Origin of the sequence: Dokdonia sp. Hel_I_53, from assembly GCF_007827465.1 — a bacterium.
Lineage (GTDB): Bacteria > Bacteroidota > Bacteroidia > Flavobacteriales > Flavobacteriaceae > Dokdonia.
The window spans coordinates 1,414,736-1,435,023 of sequence record NZ_VISL01000001.1; the positions used below are offsets into that span (position 1 = coordinate 1,414,736).

General features: G+C 36.1%; 21 protein-coding genes. 8 read left to right on the forward strand and 13 right to left on the reverse strand.

The features are described from left to right. Positions 1-39: 39 nt before the first annotated feature. From OD90_RS06420 to OD90_RS06435, 4 genes are all read right to left on the reverse strand, one after another. On the reverse strand, positions 40-1,206 hold the full coding sequence (locus tag OD90_RS06420) for a formimidoylglutamase (protein WP_144668121.1): 1,167 nt from the start codon (positions 1,204-1,206) through the stop codon (positions 40-42). Between the two features lie 3 nt (positions 1,207-1,209). Beyond that, positions 1,210-3,738 carry a type I DNA topoisomerase gene (gene topA / locus OD90_RS06425; protein WP_144668123.1) on the reverse strand — a complete coding sequence of 843 codons (2,529 nt, stop codon included), beginning with the start codon at positions 3,736-3,738 and terminating at the stop codon, positions 1,210-1,212. Positions 3,739-3,914: 176 nt separating this feature from the next. Then, positions 3,915-4,685, reverse strand: a complete 771-nt coding sequence (locus tag OD90_RS06430) for a hypothetical protein (protein WP_144668125.1) — start codon at positions 4,683-4,685, stop codon at positions 3,915-3,917. Between the two features lie 59 nt (positions 4,686-4,744). After that, entirely contained in the window at positions 4,745-5,674 is a 930-nt protein-coding gene (locus OD90_RS06435; protein ID WP_144668127.1) for a lipid A deacylase LpxR family protein, read from the reverse strand. Positions 5,675-5,801: 127 nt separating this feature from the next. Between OD90_RS06435 and miaB the strand changes: the two genes are divergently transcribed. The 7 genes from miaB to groL all read left to right on the forward strand — a co-directional run bounded on the left by miaB (position 5,802) and on the right by groL (position 12,804). After that, on the forward strand, positions 5,802-7,256 hold the full coding sequence (gene miaB, locus OD90_RS06440; protein WP_144668129.1) for a tRNA (N6-isopentenyl adenosine(37)-C2)-methylthiotransferase MiaB: 1,455 nt from the start codon (positions 5,802-5,804) through the stop codon (positions 7,254-7,256). 130 nt (positions 7,257-7,386) lie between these two features. After that, on the forward strand, positions 7,387-8,649 hold the full coding sequence (locus tag OD90_RS06445; RefSeq protein ID WP_144668131.1) for a sigma-54 interaction domain-containing protein: 1,263 nt from the start codon (positions 7,387-7,389) through the stop codon (positions 8,647-8,649). A 53-nt stretch (positions 8,650-8,702) separates the two neighbouring features. Continuing rightward, positions 8,703-9,215, forward strand: a complete 513-nt coding sequence (locus tag OD90_RS06450; protein ID WP_144668133.1) for an LptE family protein — start codon at positions 8,703-8,705, stop codon at positions 9,213-9,215. Further along, positions 9,216-10,160: a hypothetical protein gene (locus OD90_RS06455; protein WP_144668135.1), complete on the forward strand. Its 945-nt coding sequence runs from the start codon at positions 9,216-9,218 to the stop codon at positions 10,158-10,160. A 13-nt stretch (positions 10,161-10,173) separates the two neighbouring features. Then, entirely contained in the window at positions 10,174-10,527 is a 354-nt protein-coding gene (gene secG, locus OD90_RS06460; RefSeq protein WP_144668137.1) for a preprotein translocase subunit SecG, read from the forward strand. 272 nt (positions 10,528-10,799) lie between these two features. Beyond that, positions 10,800-11,075 (forward strand): co-chaperone GroES, encoded by a 276-nt coding sequence (gene groES / locus OD90_RS06465; RefSeq protein ID WP_144668139.1) that lies wholly within the window; start codon positions 10,800-10,802, stop codon positions 11,073-11,075. A gap of 94 nt (positions 11,076-11,169) precedes the next feature. After that, positions 11,170-12,804, forward strand: coding sequence for a chaperonin GroEL (groL, locus tag OD90_RS06470; protein WP_144668141.1), 1,635 nt, complete (start codon positions 11,170-11,172; stop codon positions 12,802-12,804). Positions 12,805-12,935: 131 nt separating this feature from the next. On the opposite strand, the gene OD90_RS06475 is transcribed toward groL, so the two are convergent. The 8 genes from OD90_RS06475 to xrtF all read right to left on the reverse strand — a co-directional run bounded on the left by OD90_RS06475 (position 12,936) and on the right by xrtF (position 18,396). Further along, positions 12,936-13,703, reverse strand: a complete 768-nt coding sequence (locus tag OD90_RS06475; RefSeq protein WP_144668143.1) for a heavy-metal-associated domain-containing protein — start codon at positions 13,701-13,703, stop codon at positions 12,936-12,938. A 44-nt stretch (positions 13,704-13,747) separates the two neighbouring features. Then, the gene (locus tag OD90_RS06480; RefSeq protein ID WP_144668145.1) at positions 13,748-14,626 is read right to left on the reverse strand and encodes an NHL repeat-containing protein; all 879 of its coding nucleotides are present in this window, start codon (positions 14,624-14,626) and stop codon (positions 13,748-13,750) included. Between the two features lie 85 nt (positions 14,627-14,711). Beyond that, a complete protein-coding gene (locus tag OD90_RS06485) occupies positions 14,712-15,338 on the reverse strand; it encodes a heavy-metal-associated domain-containing protein (protein ID WP_144668147.1) in 627 nt (208 codons plus the stop codon). Positions 15,339-15,356: 18 nt separating this feature from the next. Further along, entirely contained in the window at positions 15,357-16,124 is a 768-nt protein-coding gene (locus tag OD90_RS06490; protein ID WP_144668149.1) for a hypothetical protein, read from the reverse strand. 135 nt (positions 16,125-16,259) lie between these two features. Beyond that, positions 16,260-16,676 (reverse strand): HYC_CC_PP family protein, encoded by a 417-nt coding sequence (locus OD90_RS06495; RefSeq protein WP_409994633.1) that lies wholly within the window; start codon positions 16,674-16,676, stop codon positions 16,260-16,262. Between the two features lie 149 nt (positions 16,677-16,825). Continuing rightward, positions 16,826-17,389: a DUF3347 domain-containing protein gene (locus tag OD90_RS06500; protein ID WP_144668153.1), complete on the reverse strand. Its 564-nt coding sequence runs from the start codon at positions 17,387-17,389 to the stop codon at positions 16,826-16,828. 37 nt (positions 17,390-17,426) lie between these two features. Beyond that, positions 17,427-17,855 (reverse strand): exosortase F system-associated membrane protein, encoded by a 429-nt coding sequence (locus tag OD90_RS06505; protein ID WP_144668155.1) that lies wholly within the window; start codon positions 17,853-17,855, stop codon positions 17,427-17,429. Continuing rightward, entirely contained in the window at positions 17,845-18,396 is a 552-nt protein-coding gene (gene xrtF, locus OD90_RS06510) for an exosortase family protein XrtF (protein WP_144668157.1), read from the reverse strand. The genes OD90_RS06505 and xrtF overlap by 11 nt, the downstream gene beginning before the upstream one ends. A 33-nt stretch (positions 18,397-18,429) precedes the next feature. On the opposite strand from xrtF, the gene OD90_RS06515 reads away from it, so the two are divergent. Next, positions 18,430-18,885 carry a GAF domain-containing protein gene (locus OD90_RS06515; protein ID WP_144668159.1) on the forward strand — a complete coding sequence of 152 codons (456 nt, stop codon included), beginning with the start codon at positions 18,430-18,432 and terminating at the stop codon, positions 18,883-18,885. Positions 18,886-18,968: 83 nt separating this feature from the next. Here the strand turns inward: OD90_RS06515 and OD90_RS06520 are convergent, their stop codons facing one another. Then, complete coding sequence (locus tag OD90_RS06520) at positions 18,969-20,231, reverse strand: ABC transporter permease (RefSeq protein ID WP_144668161.1); 1,263 nt, start codon at positions 20,229-20,231, stop codon at positions 18,969-18,971. Positions 20,232-20,288: the final 57 nt, after the last annotated feature.

Sequence of the window (20,288 nt, forward strand, 5' to 3'; positions counted from 1 at the left end):
ATTCGTCGAAAATATTGATTTCATCGTTAAAATGCATGATCATACTTCGTTTTTCTTTCTTGCTTTAAACCACCTTTCTGGTATATTTTGATCACAAGCATCTAAATAATCTTGGTATGTGCTAGGTAATAACGTATGCCTTTTTAATTTATTATTCAATCCAACAATAAATGGTATTTCAATCCACCATCTATCTGTTTTCTCACTTTTATAAAACGTAAGCACCTCATCTTCAATAGGTACTTTGTAAGTTGTGAAGCTCCCTTTTTCAACATCAAGGTTTTCGCTTGCGCGAAAATTTACACCCTCAATAAAATACCATACCATCTGAGCTACTAACATAGCTGCCTTTTCTTCTTGAGGATCATTTTTGTACTCAAAAATCCCAAATGAACTTACTTTATCGCTTATTCCAGCGTATCGAGCAATCGAGCAAATCTCTTTCCCGTCAAACCCGTTAGGCATTTTATTATGCCGTACACTTAACTCACTACTTCTAATAGAATTTAAGTCAACCCCCACCACGTCTGCATCTCTCATCACAGGTTCTACACTACTTAAATCTGAAGATACATTACCTAAACGATACGAATCAAAATACAACTTATCCATTAAGTCAATCTCTTCTTGAGGATTGAAATATGTTTGATAGCCAATATTAGAATAATTAAATAAGTTATATGGCTTTTCGACAATTATTTTTCCTACAAAAGAAGTGTTAAGTATTTTTTGACTAGCATCCCCTAAATCAAAGCGGCTATCTACATTTACAAGATTAACCATTTGATCTAATTTATCATATGATCTATAAATTGGATATAAAAGATCTTGACTACCTCCTATAAAAACTGGAATTACACCTTTTTTAATAAGAACTTCATTCAATTCTTGTATTGCAAAATATGTATCGTCAACAGAAGCACCAGCAGCTATATCTCCTAAGTCTGCAATGGAAGTATGCCAGTTTCCTGGAAAAAGTTCATAAAAAGCCCTACGTACTTCTGTAAAAGAAAGAGACTCTCCTAAGTGATTTGGATCTCTCCTATTTTCGCGTAAGCAAATTATTACCAACTCCACTTCTCCAAGGTCCGGAAAACCATCTTGAAGCGTATGTAGTTTAATATTATTTCCTATAGACTGGTGATGTTGCAACTGTATATGAGCTACTGCAATATCGGGAATAGGCAAAAGCACCTCAAATGCCATAATTTATTTCTTTTTTGCGCTGGGTTTCTTTTTTGCTGTGGTCTTTTTCTTAGCCGTAGCTTTTTTCTTTGCTGGGGCTTTCTTCTTAGGAGCTTTCTTCTCAATATAACTCTTAATCTCTTCTAGACTAAGTTTTGCTGCATCAATATCTTTACTTAGTTCTATTTTAAGCTTTCCTTTGATAATATTTGAGCGACCCCATCTTGCTTTCTCTACACGAATCCCTTCTTCAGGAAAATCCTGTAATACTTTATCTATTTCTTTCTGTTTTTTAATCTCAATAAGCTCTACAATATCCTCATCTGTGAGATTGTCAAAATCATACTTTTTATTTACATTAATAAAAAGTCCATTCCACTTAATGTATGGTCCAAAACGCCCCGTACCTTTTTGCACTGGTAAGTCATCATAATGATATATTGGTGCATCTGCAGCTTGCTTCTCCTTAATGTATTCTATTGCTTCTTCAAGATCTACATCCATAGGGTCTCGTCCTTTTGGCAAGGACACAAAAGTTTTTCCAAACTTCACGTAAGGCCCGAAACGACCATTATTCACAGAGACTTCTTGCTCTTCGTAAACTCCTAAATCTTTTGGTAATTTAAAAAGATCCATTGCCTGCTCATACGTAAGGTTTCCTAAAGTTTGATCTGGACCTAAACTAGCAAAGCGTGGTTTCTCATCGTCTTCTACAGATCCTATTTGAACCATAGGCCCAAATTTTCCTAGACGAACGCTCACTGGTTTACCAGACGCTGGATCTGTACCTAAAATGCGTTCTCCTACTTCTCGATCTGCATTTTTCTCTACGTCTTTTACATGGGGATGAAAGTCTTTGTAAAAATCCTTCATCATCTTCGTCCACTCCTGCTTTCCCTCAGCTATATCATCAAAGTCTGCTTCAACTTTTGCGGTAAAATTATAATCAAGAATATTTTCGAAATGCTGTACTAAGAAGTCATTAACCACCATTCCCACATCTGTAGGGACTAACTTCCCTTTATCAGACCCAACTGTTTCGGTAAGTTTTCTATCCTTAATTTCTCCTTTTTCGAGAGTTAAGACATCATATTCACGCTCCTTGCCCTCTACAGAACCTTTTTCAACATACTTTCGGTTTTGGATAGTAGTAATTGTAGGTGCATATGTAGACGGCCTACCTATACCTAGTTCTTCTAGTTTCTTCACAAGAGAAGCTTCAGTATACCTATAGGGCGGCCTTGTAAAGCGTTCTGTTGCGGTAATGTAATTATTAATAAGGGACTCTCCTTTTTTCAAATCTGGCAGTAAACCCGTCTCTTCAGTATCTTCATCATCATTACCTTCTAGATACACTTTTAAGAAACCTTCAAATTTTAAAATTTCTCCATTTGCTGTCATATTAGCGGTACCAGCACTAGAGGCAATTTGCACATTTGTCCGTTCAAGTTGAGCATCACTCATTTGAGATGCAATGGCACGTTTCCAAATTAATTCATACAATCGCATTTGGTCGCGGTCCATATTTACAGAGTGCTTAGAAAAATCAGTCGGGCGTATGGCTTCATGAGCTTCTTGAGCCCCCTTAGATTTACCTTTAAAGCTACGTTCTTTATGAAATTTCTCTCCGTAGGCTGCTAGAATTTCTGACTGCGCACCAGCCTTTGCATCTTTTGATAGATTTACACTATCCGTTCTCATATATGTGATATGCCCTGCTTCGTATAGACGCTGAGCCATCGTCATGGTTTTACTTACTGAGAAATACAACTTCCTACTTGCCTCTTGCTGGAGTGTTGAAGTCGTAAATGGAGGTGCAGGAGATTTTTTAGCGGGTTTTTTAGTAAGATTCTCTACGCTAAAATTTGCACTAAGATTTTTCTTTAAAAAGTCCTGAGCTTTTTCCTTTGTCGTTATATTTTTAGGCAGCTTTGCTTTAAAAGATTTCCCATCCTCTGTAGTAAACTCTGCATCTACTCTGTAAGAAGCTTCGGCTTCAAAGTTAAGGACCTCTCGCTCACGCTCTACTATAAGACGTACAGAAACTGATTGTACACGTCCTGCAGAGAGACCACCTTTCACTTTTCTCCACAATACTGGAGAAAGCTCGTACCCTACTAACCTATCAAGCACGCGACGTGCTTGTTGTGCATTTACAAGATCATAATCAATCTTACGAGGGTTATCTATGGCCCGCAAAATAGCGGTCTTTGTAATCTCATGAAAAACGATACGCTTAGTACGATCTGCTGTAAGACCCAGCTCTTGTTCCAAGTGCCAAGCAATAGCTTCTCCCTCACGATCTTCATCACTTGCCAGCCAGACCATGTCTGCCTTATCTGCCTGCGCTTTAAGATTACGCACTACTTTTTTCTTATCGTCTGAGACTTTATACTTTGGTGTAAAATCGCCTTCTACATCGACCCCTAATTCCTTTGAGGGAAGGTCTGCTATGTGACCAAAGCTACTTTCTACTTTATAATCTTTTCCTAGAAATTTCTCAATGGTTTTAGCCTTTGCTGGGGACTCCACAATGACGAGATTCTTTGCCATACACTTTTATTTTTTCAGAGTACAAAAGTAGACGTTTTATTTAAATACGGCTTGTGAAGACGCTTTTTTGTAGAAAACACATGAGGTTTAAGACTTAATTTAATCTGTATCACAATGCTAACCACGCTTTCGCGAAAGCGAATTAATACTCAAATAAAATTATAAACTATATAAAGCTATCGCTCCCCTATCTGTGCAATCGCATCTTCTACTTCTGTAAAACCAATTACCTCCTTATAAATGATATAGCCAGGAAGCATCACAAATGACATTGTTGCGTATATACCTATTAAACATGCCAGGAACCCAACAATATAAGCCACCAATCCACTTACTAGAACAAGCGCAAAGCTTACGCCCCATTTCTTATTCCCTAACTTAAATCCAGCAGTGTATATATCATTAATAGACCATTCTGGATGAAAAGCAAAAATTATGAGCGCATACTGCAAAGGTACTATTGCGTATAATATAGGTAGAAAACATAAAATATATGACAAAATCATAATACCAAGATAAGCAAGTGAAAACACAGCTAACTTTTTTAAATAGTCTTTTTTAAAAAACATTCCAAAATTAACGCCTTGCTCTTGATTATCATTACGATCTTTCACCCGTACTAGTCTGTAAAAAGCAGCTTGAAGACCTAAGTTTGCGATCGTGGCTCCTGCGATAATAAGAATATAAACTAAAAACAAGATCACCATAAGGAATATTGACCCTCCAACCTCATCATTAGTGATTTGACCATCAACAATAAAATTAGATGCCATCATTGGAACAACAAGAATCATGTATATCCCCATAAAACTAAGAGAAGAAAGTATAATCATAAGCAACCCTTGTAACCATACTTTTTGGTATAATGCAAGTGCATTTCTAAAAACCTCTCCAAAATCGATGTGGGGAGCTTGGTTAATTTTGGTAGTCACTTCTTTTAATGTCATCTTTTCTAATAAATATGTGTTAAAAATACTATAATCCCAATAGACCCTAAATGATTTTTTTAAAACAATCTACCAAATGAAAAAGCGATAAATTGACTCCTACCCTCACGTGCCGTCTCTTTTGTTCTAAAGTTATAAATAAGCTCATACAAATTATGCACACCTCTATATACCGCTCCTAATTTAAAAGACAAAACTCTAGACTCAACAGGCAATGTAAACGGAGAAGAATCATTAAACGGGTGTCCCTCAATCAATGCATTAAGTGCTACGTATTCTATACCCACGCCTCCAAAGCCATAAAACTCTCTATTAGACCCCAACCTATTAAAGGCACTGGTACAACCTATTCTTTCTCTATTACCAATAAACACCAACGCTTCTTGTCTCACAAAAATTCTCCTTGTACCTAGAGCTAATGTGGATGCTAGTGAGAAATTTTTAAGGAGATTTGAGTTAGGTACTGTTAAGTCTTTGACATAGAAGCCATATGTATTTAAATGACTACTATTTGCTATCTGACCAGACCAAACAGGTATAAATTCACCAATAAGTTTATGATAAGAAATTTGAAATACTCTAGCTTTCGATTGCTCTCCCGCTAAACCTAATTCTAAGGCCAAAGAAAACAGCTCGCTTTTGCTTGCTCTTGAAATAGCTGATTTTAAAAATAAATACCCAGCATAAGGACGTTCTAATCTATCAAAGTTTGTATCAAAGAGTTCTCTCGGAGTATAAGTTTCTTGACCTATAGTCAAATCGAATTGCACAGGGTACAGTTCACTACCTTTAAATATAAAATCTCCATCAAGCTGCTTTCTATAACCTATAAAACTGCCAGCCGTATAATAACGATCTATAGCAAAGAGAAAATCATTATCGTGCTGGAAATAATACCCCTGCAACGCTTCTGAGTTTGTAAGCTTATTTTTTTGCGCTTTCGCGAAAGCAAATAAGAACATCATGACAATAAAAAGATACTTTTTCACTAGATATCAAAAATTTAACAGCAAATAACGTGTTTTCGTCAAATATGAGTAGCTGACACTTTGTCACAACATCTCAATAGCTGTATCTTTGCAAATTCAGTAACAGATAGTGATTGAATATTAGGAGATGGAAAAGATAATAGATGAAGGTAAACAAGGTGAAGCCTTAACACTTGAGCGTAAAGCTCAAAATACTAAAAAGCTTTTTATTGAAAGTTATGGTTGCCAGATGAACTTTGCTGATAGTGAAGTAGTGGCCTCCATACTTAACAATGAAGGATATAATACTACTCAAGATCTTGAGGAAGCAGACCTCGTACTTGTGAATACTTGTTCTATACGAGATAAAGCAGAAGTTACCGTACGTAAACGTCTTGAAAAATACCAAGCTGTAAAGCGCAAGAAAAACCCAACAATGAAAGTGGGAGTGCTAGGCTGTATGGCAGAGCGGCTTAAAAGTAAATTCTTAGAAGAAGAAAAAATAGTGGATCTTGTTGTTGGTCCAGATGCCTATAAAGATATTCCTAATCTTCTTAGTGAAGTAGAAGAAGGACGCAATGCAGTAAATGTAATTTTATCAAAAGAAGAGACGTATGGTGATATCTCACCTGTAAGGTTACAGACTAACGGTGTGACCGCTTTTGTGTCTATCACTAGAGGATGTGATAATATGTGTACCTTTTGCGTGGTTCCTTTTACTAGAGGTAGGGAGCGCAGCCGTGATCCGCAGTCTATTTTAGAAGAAGTAAATGATCTTGCTAGTAAAGGTTTTAAAGAAATCACTTTATTGGGTCAAAATGTTGACTCCTACCTATGGTACGGTGGCGGACTCAAAAAAGACTTTGCAGCAGCAAGTGACATGGCAAAAGCTACAGCAGTAAATTTTGCCCAACTCATGGATATGGTAGCTCGTGCGCAACCTAAAATGCGTATTAGATTTTCTACTTCTAACCCTCAGGATATGACACTCGATGTAATTGAGGTCATGGCAAATCACAAAAATGTATGTAATTACATTCACTTACCAGTGCAATCTGGAAGTGACCGTATTCTAAAGTTAATGAATCGCCAGCATACAGCTGCAGAATACAAAAAACTCATCGACGATATTAAGCGCATTATTCCCGACATAGGAATAAGCCAAGATATGATTACAGGGTTCCCTACTGAGACAGAAGAAGATCAACAAATGACCCTAGACCTAATCAACTATGTAAAATATGATTATGGATTTATGTTTTACTATTCTGAACGTCCAGGAACGCTCGCCGAAAGGAAAATGGAAGACGACGTACCCCTAGAGGTTAAAAAACGTCGCTTACAAGAAGTTATAGATTTGCAACGAGAAATCTCTCGCACAAACCTACTACGCTATAAAGATCAAGTAGTTGAAATTCTTATTGAAAAAGAATCAAAAAAGAATAAAAACGAGTGGAGTGGTCGCAACGATCAAAATGTAGTTGCTGTATTCCCTAAAGGAGATTATAAGGTAGGCGATTTTGTAAATGTAAAAGTGACAGAATGTACGACAGGTACACTTATAGGTAAAGCAACTGGATACGCCAATTATTGGCAGGAGTAAATTACGCTTTCGCGAAAGCGTAAAAAGATTTATTAAAAGATTACCTAAATATTGAAAAGCATCGCTTATCAATATTTAGTGCTTACTTTCATTTTCTGAGAAGGAATTGAAGAATTGAATATTCATTAGTATGGAAGGAATACAAACTACAAAACAACGATTCGGGATTATAGGGGATAATCCAGGCCTAAATAGAGCAGTAGAAAAATCTATACAAGTAGCTCCTACAGATATTTCTGTGCTCGTTACAGGAGAGTCTGGAGTAGGTAAAGAATCTATACCGCGCATTATACACTCGCTTTCTCATAGAAAACACAATAAATACATTGCTGTAAACTGTGGAGCCATACCAGAAGGAACGATAGACAGTGAGTTATTTGGGCATGAAAAAGGTGCCTTTACTGGGGCAACCACAACTCGAAGTGGTTATTTTGAAGAGGCAGATGGAGGAACTATTTTTCTTGATGAAGTAGGAGAGCTCCCACTACCTACACAAGTGAGATTACTTCGGGTATTAGAAAATGGAGAGTTTTTAAAAGTAGGATCTTCAAAAACTCAAAAAACAGACGTTCGTATTGTTGCAGCTACAAACGTGCAAATGTTTGAAGCTATAAAAGAAGGTAAATTTCGTGAAGACTTATATTACAGATTAAGTACCATTGAAATAGGCTTGCCGCCACTAAGAGATCGTAAAGGAGATATTCATTTGCTTTTTAGAAAATTTGCTTCAGACTTCGCCATGAAGTACAAAATGCCTACGATTAGACTTTCTGAAGAGGCCATAAAACTTCTAATCGCTTATCGATGGAGTGGCAATATACGTCAGTTACGTAATGTTGCAGAGCAAATATCTGTATTAGAAACAAATCGTGAAGTGAGTGCAGAAACAATGCACAATTACTTGCCAGATACCGGCTCTAGATTACCCGCTGTCATTAAAAACAAAGAACAATCAGATTTTTCTAACGAGAGAGAGATATTGTACAAAGTACTGTTTGATATGAAAGCTGATCTCAATGACCTAAAGAAGCTCACATTAGAGCTCATGAAAAATGGAAATACTAAAGATGTAAGAGAAGAGAACGAGTCGCTTATTAAAAAAATATATGATGATGATGATGATTCTTATGAAACGGTAGAAGAGGTAATGGATGTATTACAAATTCCTCAAAAAGAGGAAATTCAACCCGTTAAAACTCCAGAACCTGCTGCAGATCCATATCACTTTGCTGAAGAAATTGAAGAAGAGGAAACGTTATCCTTACATGATAAAGAGCTAGAACTCATCACAAAATCATTAGAAAGGCACAAGGGAAAAAGAAAAGCAGCCGCACAAGAACTAGGAATTAGTGAGCGTACACTCTATCGAAAAATCAAACAATTTGACTTATAAATTTTCCTCAAGTTGTCATTCCAATTTTTAATATGCATCTTCGTTTTAGATTTATGAAAACAATTAGAAATATTGCTTTATTAGTTTGTTTTGTACTGAGTTTACAAAGCTGTGGGGTTTATTCACTAAGTGGGGTTTCTATAACAACCGAAGAAACTTTTGAAGTGCGTTTTTTTCAAAACGAAGCAGCTATTGTTGAGCCTGGTATAGATCTTAGACTTACAAATGAGTTACGTGACCTTATCGCAAACCAGTCTCCACTATCGATTACAAATACAAACGCAGATGTTATTTATGAAGGTGAGATTGTAGAGTACTATATCGCACCTCAGGCATCAACTTCAGAAAATACTGCTGCTCAAAACCGATTGACAGTCACAGTAAATTGTCGCTTTTATAATAATACTCGCAAAGATGGAACGTATGACTTTGAACGTCGTTTTTCTTTCTTTTCTGATGTCCCTGGCTCTAATCTTTTAACCGGAAGCCAACTGGACACCGCTTTAGATGAAATTTTTGAACGTATTACTCAAGATATTTTTAATGCATCCCTTGCGCGCTGGTAAATGAATATAGAGCAATACACATATCTACTGGAAAATCCTCAGCATATTGAGAATTCTCACACATCACAAATTAAGGAGGTGATAGAAGCTTTTCCATTTTTCCAAAGTGCACACGCATTGCACTTAAAATGCCTTAAAAATGAAGGTAGCTTTTCTTATAATAACGCACTTAAAAAAACCGCTGCTCATACAGTAGATAGAGCTGTATTATTTGATTTTATAACCTCAAATGAGTTTTTGCAAAATGATATTAGTTCATCAATCAAAGAGCAAGATCAAAGATTAAGAGCTATTTCAATCGTAGAAGAGGAAGACTTATCTACAGAAGTTGAGCAACAAGAACAAAATAAAGCGTCTCAAATATTAGATCCTGGTCTATTTGTAGTTAAAGAAGACTCTATGATGACTCGACCTGTTGTTGAAGAGTCGTTACAGTTAGGAACTCCACTACCGTTTACAAAATCTGAATCTCACTCCTTCGGAGAATGGCTTAAACTAGCAAGTTTTCAACCCATTGACAGAAGTAGTGATCCAGAAAAAGCAGTAGATAATGACAGTACTACATCACCAGAAATTTCTGATACCATTATAACTAAAACCATTGTAGAGGCAGATGAAAATCTAAAGGGGTCAACTTTAAAAAAAGATCTAGAAACTACTAAGCTCTCTAAAAAGCGTAAGCAGAAAATTGTCGATTCCTTTATAGAGAACAATCCTAAGATATCTAGAGCAACCTCTAATAAAACAAAAAAAACCTCTCCCTCAAGCGCAGCTCAATTTTCACCTGATGCCTTAATGACAGAGACTTTGGCTCGTGTTTATGTGGAGCAAAAAAATTACAAAAAGGCAAAACAAGCCTTTAGAATTTTAAGTTTGAAATATCCAGAAAAAAGTGGTTTCTTTGCAGACCAAATTCGGGCAGTAGAACAACTTGAAGAACAATAAAGAATAAAGAATTATGAGTACTACGTTTTATATATTTTTAGGACTGATCATTATCGTGGCTTTCCTTCTTGTAGTCGTTATTATGGTACAAAACCCTAAAGGTGGAGGATTGTCCTCTTCTTTTGGTGGTGGTGGCACGCAGCAAATGGGTGGTGTGCAAAAAACTACAGACTTTTTAGATAAAGCAACATGGGCACTTGCAACATTGCTTTTAATTCTTATTCTAGCAAGTAACTTGTCTATTTTTGACGGAAGTGTAGTTGCAGAATCTCAAGTATTTGACGAGGATTCTATAGAAAATACTACACCTGCTCCAGCCCCAGTATCATTACCTGATGATACTACAAATGACACAGACGGAAACTAGTATATTATACTTATAAAATCACAAAAAGCCATCCTAAGGATGGCTTTTTTCTTTTCAAATTTATAGCTCTCAAGTACCTGAGATAGTAATTGTACGATATAATTAGGATTAGTAAAGTACCGCCTAGCATATGTTGTATCACTATCTGACGTTACTAATTACAATGCAAATTTGTCAGTTTCTACCTGCTGGCATAATTTCTGTCTTTTACGCTCGCGTAACCTCAGCCGGAGGTCTTAAAATTCAACTTAATAACTTAAAATAAATCAACAATGGCAATTAACATCAAACCATTAGCAGATCGAGTAATTATCGAGCCTGTAGCAGCAGAGACACAAACAGCATCTGGTTTATACATCCCAGATAGTGCACAAGAAAAACAACAAAAAGGTAAAATCGTAGCGGTAGGTTCTGGTAAGAAAGATTACGAAATGACTGTAAAAGTAGGAGATACTGTAATCTATGGAAAATATGCTGGAAGCGAATTAAAATTTGACGGTGTAGATTATATGATTATGAAAGAAGAAGACATCTTAGCGATCGTTTAATTCTTTTACGCTTTCGCGAAAGCGCACTAAATCGCATTATAAAATTTATTAACCAAGAAATTTTCGCTGAACGAAAATTTTAATTTTAAATAAAATGGCAAAAGATATTCAATTTAATATAGAAGCACGCGACGGATTAAAGCGTGGAGTAGACAAACTAGCAAATGCAGTAAAAGTTACTTTAGGGCCTAAAGGTCGTAACGTAATTATTTCAAAATCATTTGGCGCACCACAAGTAACTAAAGATGGTGTTACTGTTGCAAAAGAAATAGAATTAGAAGATGCTCTTGAAAATATGGGAGCACAAATGGTAAAAGAAGTTGCTTCTAAAACCAATGATCTAGCTGGTGATGGTACCACTACAGCTACTGTTCTTGCACAAGCTATAGTAACTGAGGGACTTAAAAATGTTGCAGCTGGGGCAAACCCAATGGATCTTAAACGTGGAATCGATAAAGCTGTAGAAGCTATCGTTGCAGACCTTGAGAAACAAACAACTAAGGTGGGTAACTCCTCAGATAAAATTAAGCAAGTAGCATCTATCTCTGCAAATAATGATGATGTAATAGGAGAATTGATCTCTGAAGCATTTGAAAAAGTAGGTAAAGAAGGTGTTATCACTGTTGAAGAGGCAAAAGGAACAGAAACGTATGTGGATGTTGTAGAAGGAATGCAGTTTGACCGCGGTTACCTTTCTCCATATTTTGTGACTAACAGTGAGAAAATGAATGCGGAGTTAGAGCAGCCTTATATCTTACTCTTTGACAAGAAAATTTCTAATATGAAGGATTTACTTCCTGTACTTGAGCCAGTGGCACAAACAGGAAAGCCACTTCTTATCATTGCAGAAGATGTAGATGGAGAAGCACTAGCAACACTTGTAGTTAATAAATTACGTGGAGCGCTTAAAATTGCTGCAGTAAAAGCTCCAGGATTTGGAGATCGTCGTAAGGCAATGCTTGAAGATATTGCAATTCTTACTGGAGGCACGGTAATCTCTGAAGAAAGAGGATTCACTCTTGAGAATACAACTATTGATATGCTAGGTACTGCAGAAACTGTAACCATAGATAAGGACAACACAACTGTTGTTAATGGAGCTGGTGACACAACTACTATAAAAGCAAGAGTTGGACAAATCAAATCTCAAATTGAGACTACAACATCTGATTATGACCGTGAGAAGTTACAAGAACGTCTTGCAAAACTTGCTGGAGGTGTAGCTGTACTTTATGTAGGAGCTGCTTCTGAAGTTGAGATGAAGGAGAAAAAAGATCGTGTAGACGACGCTTTACATGCAACTCGTGCTGCTGTAGAAGAAGGTATCGTAGCTGGTGGCGGTGTAGCACTTGTACGTGCTAAGAAAGTTCTTGAAAAGATTACTACAGAGAATGCAGATGAACTTACTGGTGTTCATATTGTAAATAGAGCCATTGAAGCGCCAATTAGAACCATTGTTTCTAATGCGGGTGGTGAAGGTGCTGTTGTTATTTCAAAAGTAATGGAAGGCAAAAAAGACTTTGGTTACAACGCCAAAAATGGTGAGTACACAGACATGATTAAGGCGGGTATTATTGACCCTAAGAAAGTGACTCGTGTAGCATTAGAAAATGCAGCTTCTGTATCAGGAATGATTCTTACTACAGAATGTTCACTTACTGATATAAAAGAAGATACTCCAGCTATGCCTCCTATGGGTGGTGGCGGAGGTATGCCAGGAATGATGTAGTGGAGAGTCGTCACCGACTTTTATGAACTACCTTCTGGCAGTTCTAAACAAAAAAAAACCTCTGCAATTGCAGAGGTTTTTTCTTTTAAGAAACTCCCTAAAGACTTTTAGAAAGTTTATAATTATTTCACTTAGACGTAACTAAATAACATCGCTATTGCCATTAAAATCATAATGGCATTTTCGATAAAAGTTGCCTCAGTCATTGGTAATTTAAGTGCTGTGCCTAAACAAGCGCATTGGATTGATTTTTTATCAAGCAATGTTTTAGTTACACCAATGGTCGTAATTCCTAACACGATGATTGTTGCTACTAAGGCAAATTCCACATAGAAGCGCATTAAAAATAGTAACCCCAAAATGGTTTCAATAAAAGGGTAAACTTTTGCATAAAAAGGAACTTTTTTTGCGAGAGGATCATACATCTGAAAGCTCTGAGCAAAACCTTTTAAATCTAGCATTTTAAAAAAGCTAAACACTATATAAAATAACCCCATAAAGTCTAACATTCCAGCTTTCCAATTCCACTCTTTATAATGAAGTAAAATTGAAGCTACTGTAATATAGAGTAGGATTAAAAATAAAGGTTTGAGCTGACTAAGTTTTGAAGATGTTTCCGCTTCCGCGAAAGCGTGGTCAGAATTTTTAAAAACTCCACTACTACCTTGATTCGTTTCTAGATCTTGCTCCGAAGGTTTATTCTCTATAACTGTATACTTCACAGGCAAAACTTCTTGTAATGTGCTTGCCGTTATATGAGTGGTGGCTTCAATAACAGCTTGTTCTTTTTCAAGATTCACAGCTGCGTGAGAAATACTAGAAATTTCATTGAGCATCTTTTCAACAGAAGACCTACATCCGTTGCAGGTCATTCCTTTAATGGTATATGTTTGCGTCATCTCATATCAAAATTTAAATACTGTTTACACTATCCGTTTTATAGTTAGTATTTGTGATTATCATGATCATGGACTTCACCACTGGTCTGTAGCGTAACCTCTTTCATGTTGAATACACTCAGCGACTTTCCTTTATAATTAGTGATATACAAGTTATCATCAGTCACTAGAATATCTGTAGGCTTTGAAACGTCGCGAGTAAGTGTTTGCTTGAGGTTTCCTTGCAAATCAAAAACAAGCACGCGATTATTCTCAAAGTCAGTAGAGATTACCTCATCACTCGTTACAAAAATACCTGTGGTGGCATTCATGCCTTGATCCTCACCTATGGTTTGGAGGTGGGCTCCCTTTTTATTAAACTTTTGAATTCTGTTATTATAGGCATCAGCTACCCATATAGCACTTTCTGTAATTTGAACATCAGTTGGATAATAAAAATCACCATCAGCTTTTCCTTCTTTTCCAAAAGACGACCATGTCTCAAAATCTGCAGTGTAAAGAATTCTATTGTTGTAAAAATCTGCTATCGCAAACTCATTACCATATAAAGATACACCTGCTGGAGCATCAAGACTATCAGTAATTGAGATAGAAACTCTGTTATCTCCTTTGACACTTAAAATCTCATCATTTCCATATTGGGGAATATAAACAACGTCTTCTTTAGAATCAATGTGCATAGGTCTATCTAAGGAATCGATGGTTTTTGTAATAATTCCCTCATCATTAACAAGAACAACCCGATGGTGATCTCCATCGCTGAGCCATAATCCATTTTTGCCCGAAGAGGAGATACCAATTGGATTTACTCCATCTAAATTAATGGTGCGAGCATGAACCCATTGCAACTTTTTAATAGATGTGTCTTCTTTACAGCTTATTGTTAATAATGCTGCAACTATTAATACATATATATATTTCATAAGATATTTTAAAAAAGGAGAGGTGAAGTGGTTTGGGGGAAACTAGTATCACCCCTCCAAGCCTTTCATTTAAAAGTGAAAGACATTATTTTATTAAGCGATTATATTTACAACAAGCTGGCAAATCATTGTAAGCTTTATCTGTGGCTTTATGTGCTTTTGTATCATGCCCAGCTTTTGCAATTTGTTTTTGGATTCTATTGAGTGAAGTTTGACTATTATCGAAGCTTACTTCTAGCAACTGTGAATCTTTGTTCCACGCTGCATCAATCACACCTTCTATCCCTGTGGTTGCTTTCAAAATTCTTGCTTCGCACATTCCGCATTTTCCAGCAACTATCATTTTCTGGTTCTTGACGTCGCTTTCCTCCGTGAGTTCAGTAGTATTAGAAACAGACTCCTCTACTTTTCCATTTGCTCTAACAATTTTTGAAGTTATAGGTGTATAGCCTGCTTTTTCAACTTGTTTTACAACAGCCTCCATAGTAAGCGCTTTTTCTGCGGGATATTTAAAACTAAAGTCCCCTGTCTCAATATCTATTGCAACATTTTTAATGCCTTTAAATTCTTTAAATTTTTTCTCCAGACCATATGCACAAAAAGGACAACCTAAACCATCTACTTGTACTTGAAATTGATCCATATTTTTTTGAGCTTGTAAGCCGACAGAGGTTACTAGCACAAGGATTAATGTTATTATCGTTGTTTTCATAATTTTAATTTTATTTTTTTAAAATGAATAGCGTGTTCCTAAAAACACACTGTAATTTAATTCTCTTGATGTTGGTAAATTTTGAATAAGTGGCATTTGTACTGCGAGATCTAAAGTGATATTCTTTCCTGCATATTGCACACCTTGTGCATAAAGCAACTGATACCAATCCCTCTCAGTAAGCAGTGTACTTGTATATTCAAAATATAAATTGAGTTGCTTATTTGGATATTGTGGTTTTAATAATGGTAAACCAAATCCGAGTTTTGTTCTAAACTCATCCAAGGTACCATCTGGCTGCCAGTTATAGCCTATCTCTGTACTAATACCGTATTTTAAAGTTTCATATCCAGATACTAAGCCATAATATCCAGCATATTTTCCAGTACTAAGCTCCATTAGATCTAATTCTTCACCTGTAGGCAATGTTTGTAAGGTTTTTGCTACCATACGGAATGTTTTACCTGTAGCATCTTTACGGTAGAATTGATATTTCCCTAGCAGCTTGATATCGGCTAGATCATTTCCAGATGCACCTCCCTCAATATCGTAAGATATATATGGTAGATGCAATGCAACTAATGAGTTAGACGTAGGAAGGTAGTGTAACATTACAGGTAGGTACACCGCATTAAGTCTTTCGGTGTTTCGAAATTCTGTTAGTGTTTTTATTGTAAAACTTCCTCCACCTAACATGATAGGCTTATCGGCGGTTATAGGTGGCCCTTGTGCGTACGCTTTCGCGAAAGCGAAAAACGCAATTATTATTAAAAGATAATTTTTCATTATAATCAATTTTTACACCAGCAAATATGCAGGTGATGTATTAATAGTATGTGTCTTCTTTAGAAAACACTGTATCCATTCAGACAACTAAAGGAATGGGAAGTAATCCTATAAAGTATAGGACGGGGTTTACTATTAAATAAGATATTGATCGTAAAGGACTTGGTAATCTATGGTTATCAAAGGTGGTGGATAACCATCGTTCGTAACAAAATCAGACTCAAATTCTTCAAATAAATCTACATAAGAAAATGTAAAGGTCTTAAAAAAGGTAATTGTTTTTGTGTCTAATTGATCAAGTTGTACTTTAAGTTCATCTTGACCTTCTATGACAATGTTTTCATTAGAACAACATTCGGATTTCTTTGAATGCTCTGAGCCGTACTTAGCTTCTAAGGCTACCTCCATTGCGCATGGCTGCGCATTACCGAATATCGAAACATCTACCAGGTGCTCACCACAAAAATGCTTATCTATACTAAACGACATGGTAGACACTAGCACTAGTAGTGTCAAAAAAAGAGACGTTATTTTAGATAAACTGTTGTTCACGATAGCAAAAATAAATAAAAGCCAATTAACTACAACGCTAATCGGCTTTTACATTACAATTTTCGTGCCTATCTATCTCATTTTTAGTGAATTTTCATAAGCACATAGCTTTGAAAGCTATATTAAATTTATCGTTGAACTTATAGTGGCTATTGAATTTCTATGTCTACCACACCACATTTTAGCATTTTATCTCCAAAATAAGGGTTACGTATTTCTTTAGAATTAGATAACCAGTAAGCGCCTTTACCATCAAAAGCCATAGGACAGTATTGTTTAATCACCTTACCAGAGGTCACCTTACCAGAAAGTAATTTTTCCACTTCATCTGTTACATTTTCAAACAACAATCTTTGTTTTTTCACCTCTGATGAAGCTGCCATTTTTTCTAGAAAAGAGGTTAGCTTTGAAAGTTGTTGATCAGTGCCATTCATTTCCTTAATCATTTCTTCAATATCGCTTGCTATCGAAGCAACATCTCCAGCATTAGTATTAACAAGAGCTGCTTTAAGGTCTAGATAAGATTCATAAATAGCATTTATGTATTCTAGCTCAAAAGTCACTGGTATAGTCCCTGAAGTCTCATTTAAATCGCCAGCAATCTCTTGGGTAACATCTTCCACTTGAGATGGAGCTATTATTACCTCTGCTTCTTTGGATTGTTTACAAGAAAAAATAATTAAAGTAAGTACTATGTAAAATGCTGTTTTCATAATCTAAAATTTAGAAAGCAAAAATACGAATGGTCTATTAATTTACCTTACGCGCATAAAAAAATGCAGGGATTAATAAAAATACAAGGAGTGGTTGTATTAAAAAACGTCTTACATAAAAAAGAGGTAGATAATTCTCCGGCTTATAGAATTGCAACATAACACACATAGCTACCATAAGTAAAACACCTACTACTACGTATAGTAACACGGCAAGTTTGAGTATTTCCTTCTTGTAAAACACCGCCCACAAAAGGCCCATTGATAAAGCCGTATTTAGAAAAAACCTCAATAAAAGATAAAGTAATAGCTTCCATTCAACTATTATTGGTAATGGATGGTTTTGATACGCTCCTTGAAAATAGTTGATAAGAGGATCATAAAATAGTTCGCTTTCGCGAAAGCGTATGCATAACAATCCAATTAAGCAGCCCGTTGTAATTAAAACTCGCACACTATTTTTCATTTTTTTCTGGCTTTCTATAAGACTGAATCCATCCTACCCAAAGAAAAAAGACAGTGCCGTATATGACCGCGGGGAAAATAGTACCGTGTAAAAGTTCTGTATATTCTGGGTATTTATAAAGTGCAATGGTAAGTAGTGCAATCCGTAAAATATTTATGGCATATATAAGTACAGCCCCACTAAAAATATATAGAAGCGTGCGCTTAGTTTCTCCAAAAAAGGCAAGCATAAAAGCTATAAATAGCAATAGTATACTTACAGAATTACAGCCTTCTACTACTCTAGCGAGGGTCGTATCATTATAGTTTAGATTCATAGCTGCCTCCCTCTTACTAGGGACAACCTCCATAGCATAACCCAATGCATTGATTACAGACTGGCTTTGATTTGCGACAGTATGTGTTATGATATCTGGATAATAAGTCTTACTACTGCCATATGTTAAGAATAGATTATAGAGCGTGACAAAAATCAAATAACTGCCAATAAATATGACAAGGAAACGAAGTACAGACTTATATTTGTAAATTAATTTAAGCAAGAGGTGTATTTAGACCTCTAAAATACGAGAATTATGACTTTTGATGATTTAAAAATTCAAGTAACTAATATATTAAATCAAAATGGGGTGACACCAGATAAGATGATGACTGAAATTTGCGAAGCCCTACGCACTAATGTTTCTTACTATGATTGGGTTGGCTTTTACATGGCAAATCACGATTCAAAAACCTTACATTTAGGCCCATTTGCTGGAACACCGACAGATCATACGGTGATTCCTTTCGGTAAAGGAATCTGTGGTCAAGTTGCAGAATCAAACTCAAACTTTGTGGTACCTGATGTCAAAGGACAAGATAACTACATTGCTTGTAGTATTGCGGTTAAGAGTGAGATTGTAATTCCAATTTTTAAAGACGGTAAGAATATAGGGCAGATTGACATTGATTCAAATAAAGTGGATCCCTTTACTAAGGAAGATGAGGACTTTTTAGAATGGGTCAATACACAAATCGCAGAATTACTATAAATACAAACAGCGCTTGTTCTTAAAATATCTCCAAAAATCTGTACAGATTTGTGGAGATATTTTTATGCTTTAAAGAAAAACTTTTACATACCAGTACGGATGGCTTCTACAGGGTCTAAACGTGAAGCCCCAATGGCTGGTATTATTCCTGCTACGATCCCAATCAAGAATGTAACAGACAACCCTAAGACAACGTTTTTAAGAGAGAGAACAAATTCGAAATCTCCTGCAATTCCTGATGCATCGAGACCTAGCACTATGAGCTGCACTAAAGTTAACCCAATTAATCCTCCGAAAATAGAAAGCAACACTGATTCAAAGAGAAATTGCAGTAATATGAATTTTCGCTTTGCACCAAGTGCTTTTTGAATTCCTATAAGATTTGTACGTTCTTTTACAGAAACAAACATAATATTTGCAATTCCAAAACCACCTACTAACAGAGAAAATCCACCTATCCCCCAGCCTACTAATGTGAGAATACTTATAATTCCTGCGATTGCGTCTGCAAAACCACTAAGTCTATTAATAAAAAAATTGTTGTCATCTCCAGACTTTATTGAACGACCACGGCGCATTGTTTGCTCTGCCATGGCATACAATTCATCTGGATCTTCACCATCTGAAGGAATAATAGTGATTGTGGGAAACGTAGATCTATTATTATCACCATAAATCCTACGCATTATATTAACTGGAACTACTAGTTTTTCATCTTTAGAGTCTCCAAAGGCATTGACACCTTCTTTTTTCAAGACCCCTATAATCGTAAATTTTCTACTTAGTGTTTTTACTTGCTTACCTACAGGATTAGTACCTTCTCCAAATAATTTATCCCTCAAGATAGACCCTATAACAGCTACAGGCATCCCGTTAATAGACTCCTGTTCATTAAAAAAGCGGCCGTCTTCAAACTCTAATCGCTCTATATCATAAAGACCCTCTGTAGCGTTATCTACTCGTATACTTTCCATTACTGTGCCCTGATAACTCACTTTTTGAGAACCAACAGACATCGAATAATTAATAGCACCTAACCCAGGTAGATTACGTTGCAAATATTGATAATCATCATAGGTTACTAGTGGAAAACGCTCTCGCTTCCATCTAGGCACCTCTGTGGGTCCAAATGACACATGACAGATTATCATAGAGTTGGAATCCAGAGAAGAAAGACTCCCCTTAATATCTCTTTCTAGGGAATCTACTGCTGCGAGAACTCCGATAATTGAAAAAATTCCTACAGTTACTCCCATTAACGAAAGAAACGTGCGTAATTTATTATTGCGCAGTGCATTAATAGCAAATCTAAAACTTTCTCCTAAAGTACGTAGGTAAATGAGCATAGGTTAATTTTATCAAAAGATATGAGTAAGACGTCACTATTGATAAAATGTTACAAA